15 protein-coding genes are annotated in these 23,053 nt (G+C 63.2%); 12 read left to right on the top strand and 3 right to left on the bottom strand.

The window, feature by feature from the left end:
• Positions 1-64: 64 nt before the first annotated feature.
• The 4 genes from ACIPZC_RS15220 to glpD all read left to right on the top strand — a co-directional run bounded on the left by ACIPZC_RS15220 (position 65) and on the right by glpD (position 5,028).
• On the top strand, positions 65-916 hold the full coding sequence (locus tag ACIPZC_RS15220) for an MIP/aquaporin family protein (protein ID WP_349976223.1): 852 nt from the start codon (positions 65-67) through the stop codon (positions 914-916).
• A gap of 41 nt (positions 917-957) precedes the next feature.
• Positions 958-2,457: a glycerol kinase GlpK gene (gene glpK / locus ACIPZC_RS15215; RefSeq protein WP_267821395.1), complete on the top strand. Its 1,500-nt coding sequence runs from the start codon at positions 958-960 to the stop codon at positions 2,455-2,457.
• Between the two features lie 112 nt (positions 2,458-2,569).
• Positions 2,570-3,325 carry a DNA-binding transcriptional repressor GlpR gene (glpR, locus tag ACIPZC_RS15210; protein ID WP_241804864.1) on the top strand — a complete coding sequence of 252 codons (756 nt, stop codon included), beginning with the start codon at positions 2,570-2,572 and terminating at the stop codon, positions 3,323-3,325.
• A gap of 173 nt (positions 3,326-3,498) precedes the next feature.
• The gene (gene glpD, locus ACIPZC_RS15205) at positions 3,499-5,028 is read left to right on the top strand and encodes a glycerol-3-phosphate dehydrogenase (RefSeq protein WP_400627797.1); all 1,530 of its coding nucleotides are present in this window, start codon (positions 3,499-3,501) and stop codon (positions 5,026-5,028) included.
• 35 nt (positions 5,029-5,063) lie between these two features.
• Here the strand turns inward: glpD and ACIPZC_RS15200 are convergent, their stop codons facing one another.
• Entirely contained in the window at positions 5,064-9,194 is a 4,131-nt protein-coding gene (locus tag ACIPZC_RS15200) for an NEL-type E3 ubiquitin ligase domain-containing protein (RefSeq protein WP_400627795.1), read from the bottom strand.
• A 337-nt stretch (positions 9,195-9,531) separates the two neighbouring features.
• Between ACIPZC_RS15200 and ACIPZC_RS15195 the strand changes: the two genes are divergently transcribed.
• The 6 genes from ACIPZC_RS15195 to ACIPZC_RS15170 all read left to right on the top strand — a co-directional run bounded on the left by ACIPZC_RS15195 (position 9,532) and on the right by ACIPZC_RS15170 (position 16,040).
• A complete protein-coding gene (locus tag ACIPZC_RS15195) occupies positions 9,532-10,449 on the top strand; it encodes a glutamate/aspartate ABC transporter substrate-binding protein (RefSeq protein ID WP_400627793.1) in 918 nt (305 codons plus the stop codon).
• Positions 10,450-10,591: 142 nt separating this feature from the next.
• Positions 10,592-11,338, top strand: coding sequence for an amino acid ABC transporter permease (locus ACIPZC_RS15190; protein WP_241804860.1), 747 nt, complete (start codon positions 10,592-10,594; stop codon positions 11,336-11,338).
• The gene (locus ACIPZC_RS15185; RefSeq protein ID WP_241804859.1) at positions 11,339-12,010 is read left to right on the top strand and encodes an amino acid ABC transporter permease; all 672 of its coding nucleotides are present in this window, start codon (positions 11,339-11,341) and stop codon (positions 12,008-12,010) included.
• Positions 12,007-12,741: an amino acid ABC transporter ATP-binding protein gene (locus tag ACIPZC_RS15180; protein ID WP_241804858.1), complete on the top strand. Its 735-nt coding sequence runs from the start codon at positions 12,007-12,009 to the stop codon at positions 12,739-12,741. Before ACIPZC_RS15185 ends, ACIPZC_RS15180 begins: the two co-directional genes overlap by 4 nt.
• 69 nt (positions 12,742-12,810) lie before the next feature.
• Positions 12,811-14,715: an ATP-binding protein gene (locus tag ACIPZC_RS15175; RefSeq protein WP_267821383.1), complete on the top strand. Its 1,905-nt coding sequence runs from the start codon at positions 12,811-12,813 to the stop codon at positions 14,713-14,715.
• Positions 14,712-16,040, top strand: coding sequence for a sigma-54 dependent transcriptional regulator (locus ACIPZC_RS15170; protein WP_267821381.1), 1,329 nt, complete (start codon positions 14,712-14,714; stop codon positions 16,038-16,040). Before ACIPZC_RS15175 ends, ACIPZC_RS15170 begins: the two co-directional genes overlap by 4 nt.
• A gap of 27 nt (positions 16,041-16,067) precedes the next feature.
• Here ACIPZC_RS15170 and ACIPZC_RS15165 read toward each other — a convergent pair whose 3' ends face one another.
• Positions 16,068-17,063: an alpha/beta fold hydrolase gene (locus ACIPZC_RS15165; RefSeq protein WP_400627787.1), complete on the bottom strand. Its 996-nt coding sequence runs from the start codon at positions 17,061-17,063 to the stop codon at positions 16,068-16,070.
• A gap of 196 nt (positions 17,064-17,259) precedes the next feature.
• Here ACIPZC_RS15165 and metR point away from each other — a divergent pair, with 196 nt between their 5' ends.
• Positions 17,260-18,177 carry a transcriptional regulator MetR gene (gene metR, locus ACIPZC_RS15160; RefSeq protein WP_241804855.1) on the top strand — a complete coding sequence of 306 codons (918 nt, stop codon included), beginning with the start codon at positions 17,260-17,262 and terminating at the stop codon, positions 18,175-18,177.
• Here the strand turns inward: metR and ACIPZC_RS15155 are convergent.
• On the bottom strand, positions 18,161-18,574 hold the full coding sequence (locus ACIPZC_RS15155) for an NUDIX domain-containing protein (protein WP_400627785.1): 414 nt from the start codon (positions 18,572-18,574) through the stop codon (positions 18,161-18,163). The genes metR and ACIPZC_RS15155 overlap by 17 nt on opposite strands.
• Before the next feature lie 117 nt (positions 18,575-18,691).
• On the opposite strand from ACIPZC_RS15155, the gene ACIPZC_RS15150 reads away from it, so the two are divergent.
• Entirely contained in the window at positions 18,692-22,966 is a 4,275-nt protein-coding gene (locus ACIPZC_RS15150) for a DEAD/DEAH box helicase (protein WP_400627783.1), read from the top strand.
• The last annotated feature ends 87 nt before the right edge of the window (positions 22,967-23,053 follow it).

Here is a 23,053-nt window from a genome sequence, read left to right as displayed (position 1 = left end):
GGATGGACGCCGGACTTTGCTGTCGAGCGCTTAGCGCCTCACAACAAAAACAAAGAGGTCATACATGACGACTGCTCTACGCGAACCTACGCTGTCCAGCCAATGCCTGGCCGAATTCCTCGGCACGGCACTGCTCATCTTTTTCGGCACAGGGTGCGTCGCCGCCCTCAAGGTCGCGGGCGCCAGCTTTGGCCTGTGGGAAATCAGCATCATCTGGGGCGTCGGCGTGAGCATGGCGATCTACTTCACCGCCGGCATCTCTGGTGCGCACCTGAACCCGGCCGTGAGCATCGCCCTTACCCTGTTCGCAAGCTTCGACAAACGCAAACTGCCGTTCTACATGCTGGCCCAGGTTTGTGGCGCCTTCTGCGGCGCAGCGCTGGTCTATACCCTGTACAGCAACCTGTTCTTCGATTTCGAACAAGCCCACGCCATGCTGCGCGGCAGTCGCGAAAGCCTGGAGCTGGCGGCGGTGTTCTCCACCTACCCGCACCCATCGCTTTCCACCGCACAAGCGTTTCTGGTCGAAGTGGTGATCACTGCAATCCTGATGGCGGTCATCATGGCCCTGACCGACGATAACAACGGCTTGCCCCGTGGTGCGATGGCACCGCTGCTGATCGGCCTGTTGATCGCCGTGATCGGTAGCGCCATGGGCCCGCTGACCGGCTTCGCGATGAACCCGGCCCGCGATTTCGGGCCCAAACTGATGACCTTCCTGGCCGGCTGGGGCGAAATCGCCTTCACTGGCGGTCGGGACATCCCTTATTTCCTGGTTCCGGTGTTCGCGCCGATCTTCGGTGCCTGCCTGGGTGCTGCGACCTATCGTGGCTTGATCGCCCGCAACCTGCCGACGGCTCAATGCGCGGACCCAGAGACAAACGGCAATCGCCAGGGCGATACTCAAGCCAACTGATGCTGGCGCCCTGACCTCCTCATTTTGCAAGGCCTATGACCATGACAGATACCCAGGACAAGAACTACATCATCGCCTTGGACCAGGGCACCACCAGCTCGCGGGCGATCATCTTCGACCGTGACGCCAATGTGGTTGGCACCTCCCAGCGCGAGTTCGCCCAGCATTATCCGCAAGCCGGCTGGGTCGAACATGACCCGATGGAGATCTTCGCCACACAAAGCGCGACCATGGTCGAAGCCCTGGCGCAGGCCGGCATCAGCCATGCCCAGGTCGCCGCATTGGGCATCACCAACCAACGTGAAACCACCGTGGTGTGGGACAAGGAAACCGGGCGCCCGGTGTACAACGCCATCGTCTGGCAGTGCCGCCGCAGCACAGAGATCTGCGCACAACTCAAGCGCGACGGGCATGAACAATACATTCGCGAGACCACCGGCCTGGTCACCGATCCGTACTTCTCCGGCACCAAGCTCAAGTGGATCCTCGACAATGTAGAGGGCGTACGTGAGCGGGCCGAACGCGGCGAGCTGTTGTTCGGCACCGTGGATACCTGGCTTATCTGGAAGTTTTCCGGCGGCAAGGTGCATGTCACCGACTACACCAACGCTTCGCGCACACTGATGTTCAACATCCACAGCCTGCAGTGGGATGACACGCTGCTCGAAATTCTCGGCATCCCGCGCCAGATGCTGCCCCAGGTGCGCCCGTCTTCCGAAGTCTACGGCCACACCAAGAGCGGCATCGCCATCGCCGGTATCGCCGGTGACCAGCAGTCAGCGCTGTTCGGCCAGATGTGCGTGGAACCCGGCCAGGCCAAGAACACTTATGGCACGGGTTGCTTCCTGCTGATGAACACCGGCGACAAAGCCGTAACCTCGTCCCACGGCCTGCTCACCACCATTGCCTGCGGACCACGAGGTGAAGTGGCCTATGCCCTGGAAGGCGCAGTGTTCAACGGCGGTTCCACCGTGCAATGGCTGCGCGACGAACTGAAGATCGTCAACGATGCCTTGGACACCGAGTACTTCGCCAGCAAGGTCAAGGACAGCAATGGGGTGTACCTGGTGCCCGCCTTCACTGGCCTGGGCGCACCGTACTGGGACCCTTACGCCCGTGGCGCGCTGTTCGGCCTGACCCGCGGGGTGAAAGTCGACCACATCATCCGCGCGGCATTGGAGTCGATCGCCTATCAGACCCGCGACGTGCTCGACGCCATGCAGCAGGACTGCGGCCAACGCCTTTCCGAGTTGCGCGTCGACGGTGGCGCGGTGGCCAACAATTTCCTCATGCAGTTTCAGGCCGACATCCTCGGCACCTGCGTAGAGCGCCCGAAAATGCGTGAAACCACGGCCCTTGGCGCCGCTTACCTGGCGGGCCTGGCCTGTGGTTTCTGGAGTGGCCTGGACGAGTTGCGTGACAAGGCAATCATCGAGCGCGAATTCAGCCCGCAGCTTGAGCAAGCGCAGAAGGAAAAACTCTACGCCGGCTGGCGCAAAGCCGTCGAGCGCACCCGCGACTGGGAAGATCACGAGGCCTGATCACCCTGGGCAGGGGCTGCTTCGCGGCCCCGCCATGCCATGGCCTACTGGCCGTAGTCTGTTTCCTACGGCATCATTGCAGAATTTGTCCGGCAGCCCATAAGGACCGCCCATGAATCTGCCCCCACGCCAACAACAAATCCTCGAGCTGGTCCGCGAACGCGGCTACGTCAGCATCGAGGAAATGGCGCAGTTATTCGTCGTCACTCCGCAAACCATCCGTCGCGACATCAATCAGCTCGCTGAGCTCAATCTGCTGCGCCGCTACCACGGTGGGGCAGCCTATGACTCGAGTATCGAGAACACTGCTTACGCCATGCGCGCCGACCAGATGCGTGACGAAAAACAGCGCATTGCCGATGCCGTGGCCCGGCAAATTCCTGATCATGCTTCGCTGTTCATCAATATCGGCACCACCACCGAGTCGATTGCCCGGGCGCTGCTCAACCACAGCCACTTGAAGGTCATCACCAATAACCTGCACGTGGCCGCGATCCTGGCAGCCAAGGATGATTTCGAGGTCTTGGTCGCAGGTGGCACCGTACGCCGTGACGGTGGCGTGGTCGGCCAGGCCAGCGTCGACTTCATCAGCCAGTTCAAGGTCGACTTCGCCTTGGTCGGCATCAGCGGTATCGATGAAGACGGCAGCCTGCTGGATTTCGATTACCAAGAGGTACGCGTATCTCAGGCGATCATCGCCAACGCCCGCCAGGTCATCCTGGCGGCGGACTCCAGCAAATTCGGGCGTAACGCCATGGTACGTCTGGGCTCGATCAGCCTGGTCGACTGCCTGGTGACCGACCAGCCGCCATCGCCTGCATTGAGTGAATTGCTCAACCAGAACAAGATCCGCCTCGACGTGGTGTGAAACGCAAGCGGGCCCGGAAGGGCTCGTAATTTTCGATATTGTTCACTTTCTTGCCATCCGATCAGTTTTTTCTATAAACGGTGACTGGCGATGGGCGTTCTGTTGCGCTAGTATTTTCGGAAACGAACATTAATGTTCATATTCGATGTGAACAGCCCCAGGAGGCCTTGCCCGTGTCCCAGCCCGTTTCGTCCCAGCCCCTACTTGCCGATTGCTATGACCTTGCCGTGATCGGCGGTGGCATCAACGGCGTGGGCATTGCTGCCGACGCCGCAGGGCGTGGCCTGAAGGTCTTCCTCTGCGAGAAGGACGACTTGGCCCAGCACACCTCGTCGGCCAGCAGCAAGCTGATCCATGGCGGCCTGCGTTACCTGGAACATTATGAATTCCGCCTTGTACGGGAGGCCCTGGCCGAGCGCGAAGTGCTGTTGGCCAAGGCACCGCACATCGTCAAACCGATGCGCTTCGTGCTGCCGCACCGCCCGCACCTGCGCCCGGCGTGGATGATCCGTGCCGGCCTGTTCCTTTACGATCACCTGGGCAAACGCAAGCGTCTGGGTGCCTCGCGCAGCCTGCGCTTCGGCCCGGGCTACCCGCTCAAACCGGCGATCACCCGCGGTTTCGAATATGCCGACTGCGCGGTCGACGACGCCCGCCTGGTGGTGGTCAACGCCATGGCCGCACGCGAACATGGCGCGCACATTCGTACCCGCACCCGCTGCCTGCGCGCAGAACGTGTCGACGGCCTGTGGCAGGTAGAGCTGCAGCATGCCGACGGCAGCCTGCAGACCATTCGCGCGCGCGCCTTGGTCAACGCCGCCGGTCCGTGGGTCGCCCGGTTCATCAAGGATGACCTCAAGCTCACTGCGCCGTACGGCATTCGGCTGATCCAGGGCAGCCACCTCCTCGTGCCGCGCCTGTACGAAGGGGATCATGCCTACATCCTGCAGAACGAGGACCAACGGATTGTATTCTGCATCCCGTACCTGGACCGCTTCACCCTGGTCGGCACCACCGATCGCGAATACAGCGGCGATCCCGCCAAGGTAGCGATCACCGAGCAGGAAACCGGCTATCTGCTCGACGTGGTCAACGCTCATTTCAATCATCAGTTGAGCGCCGGCGATATCCTGCACACCTACTCTGGCGTGCGTCCGCTGTGCAACGACGAATCGGACAACCCGTCGGCAGTCACCCGTGACTACACCCTGGCACTGTCGGCAACTCAGGGCGAGGCGCCGTTGCTGTCGGTGTTCGGCGGCAAACTGACCACGTACCGCAAGCTTGCCGAGTCGGCCATGGCAGAACTCAAGCCGTTCTTCAGCCAGATGGGCCAGAGCTGGACCGCCAGCTCAGCACTGCCCGGCGGTGAAGGCATGAGCACGCCTCAGGTACTGGTCGAGGAACTGCTGGCCCAGCATCCATGGCTTGCCGTGGATATCGCCAAGCGCTGGGCCGTGACCTATGGCAGCCGCACCTGGCAGCTGCTGGAGGGGGTCAACGGCCCTGACGATCTTGGCCAGGCGATCGGCGGTGGTTTGTTCGCCCGTGAAGTCGATTACCTGCGCGATAGCGAGTGGGCCATCAGTGCCCAGGACATCCTCTGGCGGCGGACCAAGCTGGGTTTGTTCACCAGCGAGAGCGAGCAACGCGCATTGGCCGATTACCTTGCGCAAAGCGATGCTCGCAGCGACGCTGCCTGAACCTTGCACGGCGACCGCCAGGCGGTCGCCGGTTCTCAGACTTCCCGCTCGTATGCCTCCCTGGCCAGCTCCAGGTAAAGCGCACGCTCCTCGGCATTGAGCGCGGCCATCAATGCATCGGCACGCTCAAGGTAAAGCTGCTCGCCAGACTCGCCCGTCTCGCGCTCGAAAGCCTCCAACTGCTCATGGTAAGGCGCAGCGAGCGCTTCGAAACGCTCGGCGTAGCGATTGCGCACATAGCCTTGCCAAAACTCCCGCTGCGCCAGCGCATTGCTCAGTGCCTCGGTACTTTCACCGGCAACGACCTGTGCGCGGGCGCGCAGAATCCGTGTTCCCGTTACACCGCTATGCTCGGGGTAATGCATGTGCTGGGGCTGGGCCGGCAAGCCCAGGGGGTCAGCCAAGTTGACCCGATAGGCAAGGTAAACCTCAATGTCATCCACCGACGCGTAAGGGTTCTGGCGCATCTCCTCGATGTGCCGGCTCGCGATACTGTCGACCTGATCGAGGCGATAGAGCGAGCGCCCCAGCCGTAGCAAGGTGGCTTCGGCGCGCGCTGTGCCAGCCTCCGCGCTGTGCAAGGCGATGTGGGCCCTGACTTCCAGTTGGCTGAGTATGAGCAGCAACTGATCCTCGCAGGTTCTGGGCCCTTGCACCTGCCAGAAAACGGCCTCACGCACATCGGTGTTGTCTGCACAAAGCTCAAGAATCCGCCATACCCTGGCACGGTAGTAGCGCGGGTGGTCACGGAAATCGTCAGACCTGGCAAAATCCGCCAGATACCTGAACAGGTCTGCCGATTGCGGCTCTTCGGCCAACCTCGCCCATAGCGCTCTGCGCTGTTCCAGCAAGTCCCCGGTAATGCTGCCCAACCACCGCTCTTGCAGGTTGGCATCGGCGATGGCGTGATGGTAAGAGCTGCGCCGATTCGCGGGGTAGTCACTGCTGGCACTGCGCGCAAGCAATGACTCACTGGCCTCATCCAGCGGGTTGTCGTGTAACGACAGGCGCTGCAATCGACCATTGAGGTTGCGTAGATCATCGGTGACTTGGCGGATCTGGTTTTCACGGAAATCGACAAGCCCCCTCCACGGCAACGCCGAAGCGTCGGGCAACGCTTGCAGCCCTGTGGCGCGCAACGATACTTCGCGCAAGTGGCGCAACCCGGAAAGGTCGGGGACCAGGCCCAGCGGATTGTAGGTCAGATCCAGCTGCTGCAGCATGGAAAGGCTTGCCAACCGGAGATTGCTCTGAGCATCGAAGGCAATCCGGTTCCCTGCCAGATGCAGCCTGCGCAGAGCGGTCAGGCGCTCCAGGCCTGCCGGCAGGGTGACCAACTGATTGTCCCGCAGGTCGAGCTCACGAACGCCGCTGAACCTGAGCAGGAACTGTTCATCCATGTGGTCGAGGCTCATGTTACGCAACGTCAACCGCTGGACATGAGCGAATTCGACGCCTTCGGGGAGGATCGGCAGGCTGCCCACCCGTTCACCCTCGATATGCAGGCTGAAATCGTCACCTGCCAAGCCTGCCGTCTTGCGCCGCCAGGCCCGGCGGATCTGGCTGGCCACACGTTGTCGCCTGCGCCCATCCAAGAAGCTCACGCGCTCACGTTGCCAGGCATCCAGCGCGTCGCGCAAGCTATCCAGCTGCCGCTGCAGCGTGCTGAGGTGGTCCCAGAGCCCGATGCGGCGCTGCATCAGGTCGCCCAGGTAGGCGTCAAGTTGTGCGTCGGTCAGGGTTGGGAAGATTTCATGTATCCCGCGGCGAATCGCCTGACGGCTACTCTCTCCCCTTCCACTGAGTGCATAACCGAAACGGCCGTCAGCGAAGCGCTGCGGCGGGCGAAAGCGTTCTGCGATCGGCCGCAAGCCCATCAACTGAGCTGTCTTTTGCCGGTCAGCGCTGGCCGCTTGAGCAACCCTGTTGCCCAAAGCACGGGCGTCTACCAAGCCCTCCCCGAGCGCCACTTTCTGGCCCTCCTCAAGTGTCTGAATCAGGCAGGCCAACAACCCTTGGCCAATCATTGGCTGCGGGGCATCACTCAGCTGATAGCCCTGCTCGGTCTGCACAAGGCACCGTACGCGGGTCGCAGTGGTGCTTCCCACCGATGCGAGCAGCCGCCCCTTCGCTTCGCCCAGGCGCAGTTCAATGCGAACCGAAGCCGGCCAGGGCGCGAGTTCGTTGACCCACTTGAGCACCAGGCGCTGAGTGGCATCGTTGACCGCGCCTTGGTGCTCGAACCCCAGCAACGCACGGTCCAGGCGACTTTCGCGCAAGAGCCAACGGGCGCGCTCGGCCATTTCCAAGGGTATACGGCCAGTGGTGAGCAACGCCTTGACCTGCTCACCACTGGCCTGTTCGAGCACGCTTTCAGCGCCGCGAACGGACAGCCCAGGGAAGACCCTGATCAGCAATGCGCCAGCAGCAGAAGGCTGATCTTGCCGAGCTGCCAGTTCACGCTCCAGGGCGGCCCCCTGCAGGTGCGGCTCAAGGGTATGGAGTTCGTGGCGCTCATGGGCATCGAGCAGGCGAGCAGGAGGAGCTTCGCCCTGCAGGTGCACGTGGCGCAGGTGATCCTGCTCTAACCCGGTGACGCGTAGTAGCGTTTCGGCACTTTGGTCTGATATTTGCGCCCAACGCCCACCTAAGCTGCGCAAAAGTGCCCCACCACCGTCGATGTGGTGAGCTGAAACGGGCCGGTCCGCCAGCCGGTATCGCCCCTCACCCTCGTGCAAGGGGGTAAGTGCATCGACAAAAGGCATGCGCTCAAGCACCCGGCCTACGCCTACCTGCGCGGCGCCGATCACCGTGCCGACCGCCAGGTTCTCTGCCACGCCAAACAGGTGATCCAGCGCCCCCTGGCGATCGCCAATGCGCCAGTCGGCATAACCTTTGTACACCTCGCTGACAACGTCCACCGCTGCCACGGCCATCATCACCTCGCCCAACACCGGAACGAACAGCGCCGCCAGGTTGAGCAGATCGAAGCCAGCACTCTTGAGCACTTCCAGGCGCTGATGTCGCTCGATCGCAGTCTCGTCACCGGTGGGCACCGCCAGGACCCTTGCATCATCGAGTATCTTGTCCACCTGCTGGGCCCGCAGATAGGCGAACAAGGGCATATCGATCGAGAAATTGCGCCCATCCAGATCAACTGGCTGCTTGCCGTCGCTCGCCTGGATCAGGCGTTCGAGGGTTGCCGTGAAGGTCGGTTTATCACGCTCACTGATGAATCGACAGAAAAACGAACGGTAATGGGGCGCACGCAGCTGTTTGGACAACGACTGATAGAGGGCGGCCCAGGTGGGGTACCTGGCGATCTGCCGGGAGGGATCCTGTGGTATCCAACTGATGATTCCCGACAGCGGCCCTGCGGCACTGTCGCGCATCTCGAAGGCCACGGGGCCATGGATGCGTTTGCCCAACAGGTACAGCTGGCGAGGCGTGGCGAGGCCTGATGCCGCCGGCACGATAGGTTTGCTTGCGCACACAGGCAACAGACGCAGGTAGTCGACATCGTCCAGCTCGGACTTGATCCTGGCCATGCGCACCGCAACTTCCATCTTCGCGCGCAGATTTTCTTCGAGCACACGCTCCACCGCCGCGCGGGCAAACCCCTCTGGCGCAGGGGGCCTGCTTTTCGGAAACAGCCGCGCGTGCAACATTTCCTGGTAGCGCCCCCCTATATCCAGCGTTCTGCAACAGCTGGCAAACGCTTCGAATGCCAGCGGCAGCTTGATGCCGTGAACGTCCTGCAGATGGGCACGGCGATGAACCGAGGGACGCGTCTCGGCCTCATGAAAGTTGTGCAACGCCGCCGTCAGCAAAGGCTGGTTGCTATGTAGCGTCGTCCACGGGGTATGCAGTCGGGGCGCCGCACTGGGCAAAGGCACATCGTTCTCGATGTAGACCTTCATGTTGCGCACGTCTGCGTCGGCCAGGCCACTTTGCCCCAGCGCAGTCTCGAGCAGCGGCGTGGCAAAGGCCTCGATGCTTGGCATCTGCGCCAATAGGTTTCTGACGCCTTCAGCAGCGGCCTGCTGATGACGCAACGCCCGGTGCAGGGTGAGAAGCAGATCGACATCGGCAGACTTCAACCAGCCTGGCAACTGGCCGGCGATGAAGGCATCGACGGAATCGGAAGGAATCGCAATGGCGGACACGGTATGAGCTCCTGGTGGTTAGCCAGCGAGCTCATCATGTGTTTCGCGCCCTCAGGTGATACTTAAATCTGGGAGCGGAGCGCGGTGCAAGTAATCGTTCGGATTGCCGAACGCGACTTATCAACTCATTCGGTGTTCCGACCAATCCGTGGTGCAGAAAAACCTTCACAGAGGGTTCATGCCCAGGCTTTGCGCGGGGTTATGATCTGTCACAGGGCTTGGCACGACTCATGCTCTACACTTGGTAGCCGAATGCACTCGCTTCTTGCTGTATTCGTTGAACGAAAGAGTCCGCCAACGGCTCCATAAAAAAAACAAACACGTCGAGGAAAATTTGATGCGTATCGTTCGTCAATTGCTGGGCGCCGCCATCGCGGCCGCTGTGATCGCTTCGCCGGCCATGGCCGAAGAACTGACCGGCACCCTGAAGAAGATCAAGGATTCGGGCACCATCACCCTGGGCCACCGCGACTCCTCCATCCCGTTTTCCTACCTGGCCGGTAAACCCGAGCCTGTGGGCTACTCCCACGACATCCAGATGGCCGTGGTCGACGCCCTGAAGAAGCAACTGGGCACCGACATCAAGGTCAGGTACAACCTCGTCACCTCCCAGACCCGTATCCCGCTGGTGCAGAACGGCACCGTCGACCTTGAGTGCGGCTCCACCACCAACAACGTCGAGCGCCAGCAGCAAGTCGCCTTCTCGGTGGGCATCTTCGAAGTCGGCACGCGCCTGCTGACCAAGGTCAAGGATGGCCAACCCTCCTATAAAGACTTTACCGACCTGGGCGGCAAGAACGTGGTGACCACCGCCGGCACCACCTCCGAGCGCATCCTCAAGGCGATGAACGCCGACAAGCAGATGAAGATGAACGTGATTTCCGCCAAGGACCACGGTGAAGCCTTCAACATGCTCGAAAGCGGCCGCGCCGTGGCCTTCATGATGGACGATGCCCTGCTGGCCGGTGAAATGGCCAAAGCGCGCAAGCCTGCGGACTGGGTGATCACCGGCACGCCGCAGTCTTACGAGATCTACGGCTGCATGATGCGCAAGGGTGACAAGAGCTTCAAGAAAGCCGTCGACGATGCCATCGTGGGTTACTTCAAATCCGGCGAGGTCAACAAGAGCTACGAGAAGTGGTTCATGCAGCCGATCCCGCCTAAAGGTCTGAACCTCAACTTCCAGATGAGCGATGAACTGAAAAAGCTGATCGCCGAGCCGACCGACAAGGCCGCGGACGAGAAGAAATCCTGATCCTCAGTTAGTGGCCTGGTGCGCACGCGCACGAATCAATCCTGCAAGCCACTCATTAGTGTCTAACCTTTCCTCCGAGGGCGCCAAGCGCCCCCGGATGCTCGAAGGTGCCCGTGAAACAACCGTCTGAGGGGAAATCCCGATGAATTACAACTGGGACTGGGGCGTGTTCTTCAAGTCCACCGGCGTGGGCAGCGAAACCTATCTGGACTGGTACATCACCGGTCTGGGCTGGACCATCGCCATCGCCATCTCCGCCTGGATCATCGCGCTGCTGCTGGGCTCGCTGCTTGGCGTCATGCGTACCGTGCCGAACCGCCTGGTAGCGGGTATCGCCACCGCCTACGTAGAGCTGTTCCGCAACGTACCGCTGCTGGTGCAACTGTTCATCTGGTACTTCCTGATACCAGACCTGCTGCCTGAAGGCCTGCAGGAGTGGTTCAAGCAGGACCTCAACCCGACCACCTCGGCATTGATCAGCGTGGTCATCTGCCTGGGCCTGTTCACCGCTGCCCGCGTGTGCGAACAGGTGCGCACCGGCATCCAGGCGTTGCCGCGCGGCCAGGAAGCTGCCGCCCGCGCCATGGGCTTCAGCCTGCCGCAGATCTACAACAACGTGCTCTTGCCGCAAGCGTACCGGATCATCATTCCGCCGCTCACCTCCGAGTTCCTCAACGTGTTCAAGAACTCTTCGGTGGCGTCGCTGATCGGCCTGATGGAGCTGCTGGCACAGACCAAACAGACCGCAGAGTTTTCCGCCAACCTGTTCGAGGCGTTCACCCTGGCCACGCTGATCTACTTCACCCTGAACATGGGCCTGATGCTGCTGATGCGCCTGATCGAGAAAAAAGTCGCCGTGCCTGGCCTGATTTCCGTGGGGGGCAAGTAAATGGAAATGGATTTCAGCGAAATCATCCCGGCCCTGCCCGCCCTCTGGGAAGGTATGGTCATGACCCTCAAGCTGATGGTCATGGGCGTGATCGGCGGTATCGTGCTGGGCACCCTCCTGGCATTGATGCGCTTGTCGTCGAGCAAGCTGCTTTCGAACCTCGCCGGTGCCTACGTCAACTACTTCCGCTCGATCCCGCTGCTGCTGGTGATCACCTGGTTCTATCTGGCCGTGCCTTTCGTGCTGCGTTGGATCACCGGGGAGGACACCCCGGTGGGTGCCTTCACCTCGTGCGTGGTGGCCTTCATGATGTTCGAGGCCGCCTACTTCTGTGAAATCGTCCGCGCCGGCGTGCAGTCGATTTCCAAAGGCCAGATGGGCGCCGCGCAAGCACTGGGCATGAACTACGCCCAGACCATGCGCCTGATCATCCTGCCCCAGGCCTTCCGCAAGATGACCCCGCTGCTGCTGCAGCAGAGCATCATCCTGTTCCAGGACACCTCGCTGGTCTACACCGTGGGCCTGGTAGACTTCCTCAACTCAGCCCGTTCCAACGGCGACATCATTGGGCGCTCCCATGAGTTCCTGATCTTCGCCGGGGTCGTCTATTTCCTCATCAGCTTCTCCGCTTCGTGGCTGGTCAAGCGCCTGCAAAAAAGGATCACCGTATGATTTCCATCAAGAACGTCAACAAGTGGTACGGCGACTTCCAGGTACTGACCGACTGCAGCACCGAGGTCAAGAAAGGTGAAGTGGTGGTGGTGTGCGGCCCTTCGGGCTCGGGTAAATCCACACTGATCAAGTGCGTCAACGCCCTGGAACCGTTCCAGAAAGGCGACATCGTGGTCGATGGCACGTCGATCGCCGACCCCAAGACCAACCTGCCCAAGTTGCGCTCGCGCGTCGGCATGGTGTTCCAGCACTTCGAGCTGTTCCCGCACCTGACCATCACCGAGAACCTGACCATCGCTCAACGCAAGGTACTGGGCCGCAGTGAAGAGGAGGCCACCAAGAAGGGCCTGGCCCTGCTCGAGCGGGTCGGCCTCAGCGCCCACGCCAAGAAGCACCCAGGCCAACTCTCCGGTGGCCAGCAACAACGTGTGGCGATCGCCCGCGCCCTGGCCATGGACCCGATCGTCATGCTGTTCGACGAGCCGACCTCGGCGCTGGACCCGGAAATGGTCAGCGAAGTGCTGGATGTGATGGTGCAGTTGGCCAACGAAGGCATGACCATGATGTGCGTGACCCACGAGATGGGCTTCGCCCGCAAGGTCGCCAACCGGGTCATCTTCATGGACAAGGGCAGCATTATCGAAGACTGCACCAAGGAAGAGTTCTTCGGTGACCAAGGTACCCGCGACCAACGCACCCAGCACTTCCTCAGCAAGATCCTGCAACACTGAGCCGGCCACAGTAACCGCTGCCCAGGGCTTCACCGGGCAGCGGATGCTGGTCGTGACAAGGCCACTGTGATGAAATGCGACCCCTCGCTTCTTCTCCCTGCCAAGCCTGCCGTGAAATCCCGCCTGATCCGCCAATTGCTGCTGCCGCCCCTGATCATCCTGCTGATGGTCGGGCTGGGCCTGGCTGGCTACCTGATCAGCGAGAGCAACGGCATACGCGCCCTGAGTGAAAACGGCGAGCGCCAGCTGGAGTTGCATGCGCGTACGGTCGAAAGCGAAATCAGCAAGTACACCTACCTGCCGAGCCTGCTGGAGCTCGAAGACAGCGTCTCGCACCTGCTCACCGACCCCGACGGCGGCTCACGCCAGGCCGTCAACGAATACCTCGAAGGCCTCAACCGCCGCAGCCGCAGCCGGGCCATCTTCGTGCTCGATACCAATGGCCGGGTACAGGCTACCAGCAACTGGCGCGATGCCGACTCGTTCCTCGGTGAAGACCTGTCTTTCCGCGCCTATTTCCAGACCGCCGTGCGCGGCGAGCCGGGCCGTTTCTACGGCATTGGCAGCACCACCGGCGAGGCCGGTTATTACCTGGCCCACGGCCTTGAAGAACACGGCAAGATCATTGGCGTAGCGGTGATCAAGGTACGCCTGGACACCCTGGAAGAGCGCTGGCAGCGCGCCCGCCTGGAAGCGTTCGTCAGCGACGAAAACGGCATCATCATCCTCTCCAGCGACCCGGCGCGGCGCCTGAAGTCGGTGCGCCCCATGACCCCGCAGATCAAGGAGCGCCTGGCGCGCAGCCTGCAATATTACTGGTGGCCGCTGAACGAGCTGCAGCCACTGGCCCGTGAGACGCTCGCCGATGGCGTAGAGAAACTGACGTTCCCGGCCAACAGTGAAACCGCCCACGGCAAACCGCATGAGGTCGCCTACCTGGCGCAAACCCGGCGCCTGGTGGATACGCCCTGGCATTTCACCCTGCTCACTCCCCTGCAGGACCTGCGCCGCGAGTCGATGGTGCAAGGCATTCTGGTAGGCGTGGCGTTCGCCCTGCTGGCGATCCTGGGTATCGCCTGGAACGAGCGGCGCAAGGTGATCGCCACCCGCCTGGCTGCACGCGAAGCGCTCGAGGAGGCCAACAGCCAGCTGGAGCGGCGCATCGCTGAGCGCACTGCCGACCTGCGCGCCAGCAACGAAAGGCTCAAGGGGCAAATCCGCGAACGCCGTCACGCCGAGCAGACCCTGCGCCACGCCCAGGACGAACTGGTTCAGGCCGGCAAGTTGGCCGCCATCGGGCAGATGTCCACCAGCATCGCCCACGAGCTCAACCAGCCCCTGGCGGCGCTGCGCACACTGTCCGGCAACACCGTGCGCTTTCTCGAACGAGGCGCGCTGGACACCGCCAGTACCAACCTGCGCACCATGAACGAACTGATCGATCGCATGGGCCGCATCACCGCCAGCCTGCGTTCGTTCGCCCGCCGCGGTGACGACCGCGGCCAGGCCTCGCTGGCCAAGGCAGTGGAGGCCACCTTGCAGGTGCTGGCCACTCGCATCAGTGGCTGTCACCTGAAGCTGCACAGCCAGTTCGACGACCTGCAACTGGCCATTGACCAGACCCGCCTGGAGCAAATTCTGGTCAACCTGATCGGCAACGCCCTGGATGCCATGGCAACCCAGCCGGCACCTGAGCTGTGGCTGGAGGGCGAGTTGCAGGGCGACAAGTATCGCCTGCGGGTACGTGACAATGGCCACGGTATCGATGACGAGGCGCGCAAGCACCTGTTCGAACCCTTCTTCACCACCAAACCGGGCGAACACGGCCTGGGCCTGGGCCTGACCCTGTCGGCGAGCCTTGCTGCCGCCGCCAAGGGCAGCCTCAACGTCGAGCATCCTGTCAGTGGCGGAACGGCCTTCGTTCTCACCCTGCCACTGGTGTCCCCCCCTAATGAACCGGCAGAGCTCCCATGAACCAAGCGCCTCTTACCGTCCTGATCGTCGAAGACGACCCGCATGTGCTGCTCGGCTGCCAGCAGGCGCTGGCCCTGGAAGATATCGCCTGCGAGGGGGTCGGCAGCGCCGAACAGGCCCTGGAACGGATCGGCGATGACTTCGCCGGCATCGTCGTCAGTGACATCCGCCTGCCGGGTATCGACGGCCTGGAACTGCTCAACCGCCTCAAGGCGCGCGACCGCAGCCTGCCGGTGGTCCTGATTACCGGCCATGGCGATATCGACATGGCCGTCGGCGCCATGCGCAATGGTGCCTACGACTTCATGGAGAAGCCCTTTTCGCCGGAACGCCTGGTCGACGTGGTGCGCCGCGCACTCGAACAGCGCGGGCTCTCGCGCGAAGTGCTGGCCCTGCGCCGCCAACTGGCCGAAAAGAGCAGCCTGGAAGGCCGCATCATTGGCCGCTCCCCCGCCATGGAGCAACTGCGCGAGCTGATTGCCAACGTTGCCGACACCTCGGCCAACGTGCTGATCGAGGGCGAGACCGGCACCGGCAAAGAGCTGGTCGCACGTTGCCTGCACGATTTCAGCCGACGCCAGGGCCAACCTTTTGTGGCGCTCAACTGTGGCGGCCTGCCGGAAAACCTGTTCGAAAGCGAGATCTTCGGCCACGAGGCCAATGCGTTCACCGGCGCGGGCAAGCGTCGTATCGGCAAGATCGAGCATGCCAACGGCGGCACGCTGTTCCTCGATGAAGTCGAGAGCATGCCGATCAACCTGCAGATCAAGCTGCTGCGGGTATTGCAGGAGCGCACCCTGGAGCGCCTGGGGTCGAACCAGAGCATTGCGGTGGACTGCCGCGTGATCGCTGCGACCAAGGCCGACCTCGATTCGCTTGGCAAAAGCGGGCAGTTTCGCAGCGACTTGTACTACCGCCTCAACGTGGTGACCCTGGAGTTACCACCGTTGCGCGAACGCCGTGAAGACGTGCTGCAGCTGTTCGAACACTTCCTGCAGCAATCGGCGCTGCGCTTCGACCGGGAAGTACCGACACTGGACAGCCAGACCCTGTCGCGCCTGATGGCCCACGACTGGCCCGGCAATGTGCGTGAACTGCGCAACGTTGCCGAGCGCTATGCCCTGGGCCTGCCGGCATTCAAGAAAGGCCCGAGCGGTGGCGCCAGCCAAGGGCTGGGCTTCGCCGAAGCGGTCGAGGCGTTCGAGCGCAATCTGCTCAGCGATGCCCTGCAGCGCACCGGCGGCAACCTCAGCCAAGCCAGCCAGGAGCTGGGCATGGCCAAGACCACGCTGTTCGACAAAGTGAAAAAGTACGGGTTGGGCTGAACGCCCACCTGACGGGCCTGCGCACTGTCATAACCCGGCAAGGTGCGCCACGTCCTCACGATGTGACTGCAGATAAGGCAGCACGGCCCCCAGCAAGGGTGCCTTGAAGGGTTCCTGGAAACGATGTGCCAACCCCGGGATCAGCCGCAGCTGGCTACCACGGATATGCGCCGCCAGGTGCACCCCATGCATCACCGGCAATAACGGGTCAGCCGTACCGTGCACCACCAATGTCGGAACGCGCAGCTGGTTGAGTAGCGCTACCCGGCTTGGCTCGGCCAGGATCGCCATGATCTGGCGCTTGGCACCTTCAGGGTTGAACGCCCGATCATAAGCCGCCGCAGCCTGCTGCAACAAAGCGGCCCGGTCATCATGCACCCGCGGGCTGCCCAATGCCGCCAGCAGGTCAGCCTGCTGCTCGATGGCCACTTCCCGGTTCGGCGCACTGCGCCGGGCCAGCAACTGCACCACGGCTGGCGCCGGCGCCGGCAGCCCTGCCGCACCAGAGCTGGACATGACCAGGGTCAGGCTGCGCACCCGCTGCGGCGCAATCGCGGCCATGTGCTGGGCGATCATCCCGCCCATGCTCACACCCAGCACATGGAATTGGCCAATCCCCAATGCGTCCATCAGGCGCAGCCCGTCACCGGCCATGTCGGTCAGCGTATAGGGCGCGGCAACCGGCAGGCCGAACTTGTAGCGCAACAGCTCGACCGTGAGGTTGGCCGAGGCCGGCTGTTGGTTCCAGCGCGACAGGCCAACGTCACGGTTGTCATAGCGAATGACCCGAAAGCCTTGCAGACACAAGGCCTGGACCACGTCATCGGGCCAGTGGATCAATTGCCCACCCAGCCCCATGACCAGCAGCAACGCAGGGTCCTGCGGCGCGCCGACACTTTGGTAAACCAGGCTCAGATCGCCCGCCTCGGCCCGTTGAACCGGGACATGAGTGTCACAACGCTGATCGGCGAGGCTCGCTGGCACGCTGAGAAAGAACACGAAAAAAAGCAAAAAAGCCCGCATGAAAGAAACACCAGAATGCAGATCCCCAGTAGAGCGCGAGTCTGATGAAATTCATTCGGGCGCGCTGCCACAGTTGCGTGACAATTTGATGAACCCCGCCCAGTGGTGCGGCGCAAGGTCCAGTCGACAGCCAGCGCAACATGAGAGAAACTCAACTCATTCGCTGTTCACACAAATTATGCTCTCGGAGTCAGCCGTGCTGGAGATCCGCCACCTGAAAACCCTTCATGCCCTGCGCGAGGCCGATAGCCTGGTGGAGGCCGCAGAACGGCTGCACCTGACCCAGTCGGCACTGTCGCATCAGTTCAAGGAGCTTGAAGAACGCCTGGGCCTGCCGCTGTTCGCACGCAAGACCAAACCTATCCGCTTCACCAGCGCCGGCCTGCGCTTGCTGCAGCTGGCAGATGCCACCCTTCCGCTGCTGCGCAGCGCCGAGCGTGATATCGCCCGCCTGGCGGGGGGGACTGCCGGGCGCCTGCACATGGCCATCGAATGCCACAGCTGCTTCCAGTGGCTGATGCCCACCATCGACCAGTTCCGCGATGCCTGGCCGGAAGTGGAGCTGGACCTGGCGTCAGGCTTCGCATTCGCGCCACTGCCCGCCCTTGCCCGTGGCGACCTGGACCTGGTAGTGACCTCCGACCCACTGGACCTTGCCGGCATCACTTACGTACCGCTGTTCACCTATGAAGCCATGCTCGCCGTGGCCAACCAGCACCCGCTGGCCAACAAGCCTTACATCGTGCCCCAGGACCTGCTCGACCAGACGCTGATCACCTACCCGGTGGAGCGCGATCGGCTGGATATCTTCACCCGCTTCCTGGAACCGGCCGACATCGAGCCGGCGGCCGTGCGCACCTCGGAGCTGACCGTGATGATGATGCAACTGGTGGCCAGCGGCCGCGGGGTCTGCGGCATGCCGCACTGGGCGCTGCATGAGTACAGCTCGCGCGGCTATGTGAAGGGCAAACGCCTTGGCGAGAAAGGCCTGTTCGCCACGCTGTATGCGGCCGTGCGCACCGACATGCTCGATGCCCCCTACATGCGCGACTTCCTGCTCACCGCCAAGGACACCTCGTTCGCCACGCTCGATGGGGTCAGCGCGGTACGCTGAGGGCCTTGCGGTAGAGCGGCAGTATCAGGTCGCGGGTCAGCGGCGCCAGCTCAGGCATCGATTCCTGGTCTGCGGCCAACCAGAGCACTTCCTCGATTTCCGCCGCCGGGACCACGGTCTCGGCGCTGTCGACCCGGAACAGCTCGGCCTGCACCTCGTAGCCAGGTTCGTTGGCGGCCGGGGCGCTGAAACGGCCCATCGGGATGGCCTGAGCAGGGTCAATGCACACCCCTAATTCCTCCTGCAGTTCGCGCACCAGCGCCTGCAGCGGCGTTTCCCCCGCATCGATCTTGCCCCCAGGCTGCATGAACGCCTGGGTACCCCGTTTGCGTACCAGCAGGGTTCGACCCGATGGGTCGATCAGCAGGGCAGCGGCAATGCGGATAACGTTGGGCATGGTCAGGCTCGCTCTTGAAAGCCGCTGAGGATCCCATAGGGCCCTGTTACCGGGCAAGGCGGTTGCACAGACGAACGGTCCCTTGCCAATCCGCCAGCGCCCCTCCATAACCTTCTCATGAACCTGCCTGCCCAACAGCACCCCGTGCTGGAGCTTTTCCACCCGGCGATCGGCACCTGGTTCCGTCGCCATTTCGCCACGGTCACCGACGCCCAGGCCCGCGCCTGGCCGTTGATTCACGCGCGCCAATCGACGCTGCTGGCAGCGCCGACCGGGTCGGGCAAAACCTTGAGCGCCTTTCTCGCGGTGCTCGATGAACTGTTTCGCCAGGGCCTTGAACACGCGGGCGAACTGCCTGCGCGAACCCAGGTGGTGTATGTTTCGCCGCTCAAGGCACTGTCCAACGACATCCGCCTGAACCTGCAGGCGCCGCTGGAGGGCATCAGCCAGGCACTGGTAGACCAAGGGCTGACGCCCCCTCGCATCACCACTGCCGTACGCACCGGCGACACGCCGCAAAAAGAGCGCGCGGCCATGCGCAAGCTGGCCCCACACATCCTCGTGACCACACCTGAGTCGCTGTACGTACTGATGGGGTCTGCCTCGGGCCGTGCTGGCCTGAGCGGCGTGCACACGGTGATCGTCGATGAGATTCACGCCTTGGCCGGCAACAAGCGCGGCGCGCACCTGGCCCTGACCCTGGAGCGCCTTCAGGCGCTCACCGGGCGCAGGCTGCGGCGCATCGGGCTGTCTGCCACCCAGCGTCCGGTGGAGCGCGTGGCAGCCTTTCTGGTTGGCCACCAACGGCCCTGCGCGGTCGTCGATATCGGCCACACCCGCCAGCGCGACCTTGCCCTTGAAGTGCCCCCTGTACCCTTGGGCGCGGTGATGGCCACGGATGTGTGGAACCTGGTCTATGATCGCCTGGCAGCGCTGGCCCGCGAACACCGCACCACGCTGGTCTTCGTCAACACTCGGCGCCTGGCCGAGCGCCTCACCCGCCACCTCAGCGACCGCCTTGGCCACGAGGCCGTGGCCGCACACCACGGCAGCCTGGCCAAGGAGCTGCGCCTGGATGCGGAGCAGCGCCTGAAAAACGGCCAGTTGCAGGTGCTGGTGGCCACCGCTTCCCTGGAGCTGGGCATCGATATCGGTGATGTCGACCTGGTTTGCCAGATCGCCTCGCCAGGCTCTATCGCCGGCTTTTTGCAGCGGGTCGGCCGCTCCGGGCATCAGGTCGACGGCATCCCCAAAGGGCGCCTGTTCGCCACCTCGCGGGATGACCTGATCGAGTGCACCGCCTTGCTCGACTGCGTGCGCCAAGGCGAGCTCGACCTGTTGCACATACCTCAAGCGCCACTGGACGTACTGGCTCAGCAGATCGTCGCCGAAACCAGCAACCAGCCGTGGCAGGAACAGGCATTGTTCGACTGCCTGCGCCAGGCAACGCCCTACACAGCGCTGGACAGCAAACATTACCAGGCCCTGCTGAGCATGCTCGCCGAGGGCTACAACGGGCGCCAAGGCATCCGCAGCGCCTACCTGCACCGCGACGCAGTGACTGGCACCTTGCGCGGGCGCCGGGGTAGCCAGCTGGCCGCGCTCACCAGCGGCGGGACCATCCCCGAAACCGCCGACTATGCAGTGCTGCTGGAGCCGCAGGCGCTGAACATCGGCAGCGTCAACGAAGACTTTGCCGTGGAGAGCATCGCTGGCGACATCTTTCAGCTGGGCAATGCGTCCTACCGCATCCTGCGGGTGGAACCCGGCCGGGTAAGGGTCGAAGATGCCCACGGCCTGCCGCCGACCATTCCGTTCTGGCTTGGCGAGGCGCCGGGACGCAGTGATGAACTGTCCGCCGCCGTTGCCCGCCTGCAGGCACGCATCGATGAGCAGTTGGGGCTGAGTAACGGCGTTTTCGCCCCAGTGCTGTCTTGGCTGCAGCGTACCTATGCACTGGACGAGGCCTGCGCCAGCCAACTGCTCGATTACCTGGGCCGTACCCGTGAAGTGCTGGGCGCCCTGCCCTCGCAGAGCACACTGGTGATGGAACGCTTCTTCGACGAGTCCGGCGGCACCCAGTTGATCATCCATTCGCCCTATGGCAGCCGCATCAACCGCGCCTGGGGCCTGGCCCTGCGCAAACGGTTCTGCCGCACGTTCAATTTCGAATTGCAGGCGGCAGCCAGCGAGGACGCCATCGTGCTGTCGCTGTCGACCAGCCACAGTTTCGAACTGGACGAAGTGTGGCGCTACCTGTCCAGTCGCAGCGCCGAGCAGATACTCATCCAGGCCCTGCTTGAGGCCCCGTTGTTCGGTGTGCGATGGCGCTGGAACGCAGCCGTGGCGATGGCCTTGCCACGCTACGTCGGGGGGCGCAAGGTCGCGCCACAGGTCCAGCGCATGAAAAGTGAAGACCTGATCGCCGCAGTCTTCCCCGACCAGATCGCCTGCCTGGAAAACATCGTCGGTGAACGGCAAATCCCGGATCACCCGCTGGTCGAGCAAACCCTCGACGACTGCCTGCACGAAGCCATGGACAGCGAGGGCTGGCTGGCCCTGTTGAGGCGCATGGAGAGTGGCCAGGTGCGCTTGCTGTGCCGCGACCTGCCGGCCCCCTCGCCGCTGGCCTCGGCCATCCTCAATGCCAGGCCTTATGCATTCCTTGACGATGCCCCACTGGAGGAGCGCCGCACCCAGGCGGTACTCAACCGGCGCTGGAACGAGGTGCACAGTAGCGATGACCTGGGCGCGCTGGACGCCGATGCCATCAGCGCTGTCCAGGCAGAGGCCTGGCCGCAACCCGGCAGCGCCGACGAGATGCACGAAGCCTTGATGACCTTGGGCGCCGTCAGCCAGCACGAAGTCCAGGCCAACCCGGGCTGGGCCTTGCTGCTGCGGCAACTGGCCAAGGCAGGCCGAGCGTTACGCTTGCCCGACCAACACCTGTGGCTGGCCCGCGAGCGCCTGAGCCTGCTTCAAACTGTGTACCCGGATGCACGCCTGGAGCCCGAGCTCAATGTGCTCCCCGGCTTCGACCAGGCCCTGGACCCGGACAGCGCTCTGAGCGAGCTGCTGCGCGCCCGCCTGAGCGGCCACGGCCCCCTGACCCTGGCGCAGATCGCCGCACCACTGGGCAAGCCGCAGCCAGCCATCGAACAGGCATTGGCCCGCCTGGAAGCAGAGGGCTACGTACTGCGCGGCCAGTTCAGCCCGGGAGAGGTCCAACGGCAATGGTGCGAACGCCACCTGTTGGCGCGTATCCATCGCTATACCGTCAAACGCCTGCGCCGGGAGATCGAGCCGGTAAGTCTGCAGGACTTCATGCGCTTTCTGTTTGACTGGCAGCACCTGGCGGCCGACGAAAAACTGCGTGGGCCTCAAGCCGTGGCCGAGGTGCTCGACCAGTTGCAGGGGTTCCCTGGCGCGGCTGGCGCCTGGGAGGCAGAACTACTGCCGGCAAGAATCAACGACTACAGCACGCACTGGCTCGATGAGGTGTGCCGCAGCGGGCAGTTCGCCTGGAGCCGCCTGGCGGGCAAGGTGTCGAGCAGTACGCTGGCGAGTACGCCGCTGGTGCTGCTGCCACGTCAACACCTGGGCTTGTGGCGCAGCCTGGTGCCTGCGCCGGCTCTGGATGAGCTGAGCCCGCGTGCCAAACGTGTGCACGAAGTACTGCAGGCGCACGGTGCACTGTTCTTCGACGAATTGACCCAGCGAGCCCACTTGCTGCCCAGCGAGCTGGAAACAGCGTTACAGGAATTGGTCGGTTCCGGCCTGGCGAGCGCCGACAGCTTTACAGGGCTGCGTAGCCTGATCACCCCGGCGGCGAAACGCTCAGCGCGCAACAGCCGGCGCGGCCATGCGCCGATTTCCACCAGCATGGCACACGCCGGGCGCTGGGCATTGTTACGCAGGGGCAATGCCGAAGATGACCACGGGCAACGGCTGGAACACGTCGCTCGCACCCTGTTGAGGCGCTATGGCGTGATCTGTTGGCGGCTGCTGGCGCGCGAAAGTGATGTACTGCCACCCTGGCGTGAGCTGCTGCGTTGCTACCACCGGCTTGAGGCGCGCGGCGAGATTCGCGGCGGGCGCTTCATCGCCGGCTTGGCCGGTGAGCAGTTCGCCCTGCCGGAGGCAGTCGGGCTGCTGCGCCAGGTGCGCCGACGCGAGATGGAGGGCGCGCTGGTGGTGGTCAGTGCCAGTGACCCGCTGAACCTGATTGGGTCGCTGCTGCCCGGAGCGAAGGTACCGGCGGCCGGCGGCAATCGTGTGTTGTACCGCGATGGCGTGCCGGTGGCCGTGCGAGTCGCCAACCGATACACCTACCTTGTGCTAACCACGGATGACGAGCAGCAACGGTGGCGGCAGAGACTGCTGCGCGAATGATTTTCGATAAGCCGATTTTCATGTTCAGCGCTGCCCAACCGGGCTATGGTCGGGGTTTCCCCAGGCCCTGAGCCTGACCGCGCCATC

Source organism: Pseudomonas sp. NPDC089743, from assembly GCF_044748785.1.
Taxonomy (GTDB): domain Bacteria; phylum Pseudomonadota; class Gammaproteobacteria; order Pseudomonadales; family Pseudomonadaceae; genus Aquipseudomonas; species Aquipseudomonas putida_X.
Note: the sequence above shows the minus strand (reverse complement) of the source record. Positions and strands in the feature narration are given on the sequence as shown.

What these genes read in the sequence shown, in the direction of transcription:
- ACIPZC_RS15190 (WP_241804860.1), top strand. Translation starts at nt 10,592, where the DNA reads ATGAATTACAACTGGGACTGGGGCGTGTTCTTCAAGTCCACCGGCGTG.
- ACIPZC_RS15195 (WP_400627793.1), top strand. Translation starts at nt 9,532, where the DNA reads ATGCGTATCGTTCGTCAATTGCTGGGCGCCGCCATCGCGGCCGCTGTG.
- ACIPZC_RS15155 (WP_400627785.1), bottom strand. Translation starts at nt 18,574, where the DNA reads ATGCCCAACGTTATCCGCATTGCCGCTGCCCTGCTGATCGACCCATCG.
- ACIPZC_RS15175 (WP_267821383.1), top strand. Translation starts at nt 12,811, where the DNA reads ATGAAATGCGACCCCTCGCTTCTTCTCCCTGCCAAGCCTGCCGTGAAA.
- glpK (WP_267821395.1), top strand. Translation starts at nt 958, where the DNA reads ATGACAGATACCCAGGACAAGAACTACATCATCGCCTTGGACCAGGGC.
- ACIPZC_RS15220 (WP_349976223.1), top strand. Translation starts at nt 65, where the DNA reads ATGACGACTGCTCTACGCGAACCTACGCTGTCCAGCCAATGCCTGGCC.
- ACIPZC_RS15180 (WP_241804858.1), top strand. Translation starts at nt 12,007, where the DNA reads ATGATTTCCATCAAGAACGTCAACAAGTGGTACGGCGACTTCCAGGTA.
- ACIPZC_RS15185 (WP_241804859.1), top strand. Translation starts at nt 11,339, where the DNA reads ATGGAAATGGATTTCAGCGAAATCATCCCGGCCCTGCCCGCCCTCTGG.
- ACIPZC_RS15150 (WP_400627783.1), top strand. Translation starts at nt 18,692, where the DNA reads ATGAACCTGCCTGCCCAACAGCACCCCGTGCTGGAGCTTTTCCACCCG.
- ACIPZC_RS15170 (WP_267821381.1), top strand. Translation starts at nt 14,712, where the DNA reads ATGAACCAAGCGCCTCTTACCGTCCTGATCGTCGAAGACGACCCGCAT.
- glpR (WP_241804864.1), top strand. Translation starts at nt 2,570, where the DNA reads ATGAATCTGCCCCCACGCCAACAACAAATCCTCGAGCTGGTCCGCGAA.
- ACIPZC_RS15165 (WP_400627787.1), bottom strand. Translation starts at nt 17,063, where the DNA reads ATGCGGGCTTTTTTGCTTTTTTTCGTGTTCTTTCTCAGCGTGCCAGCG.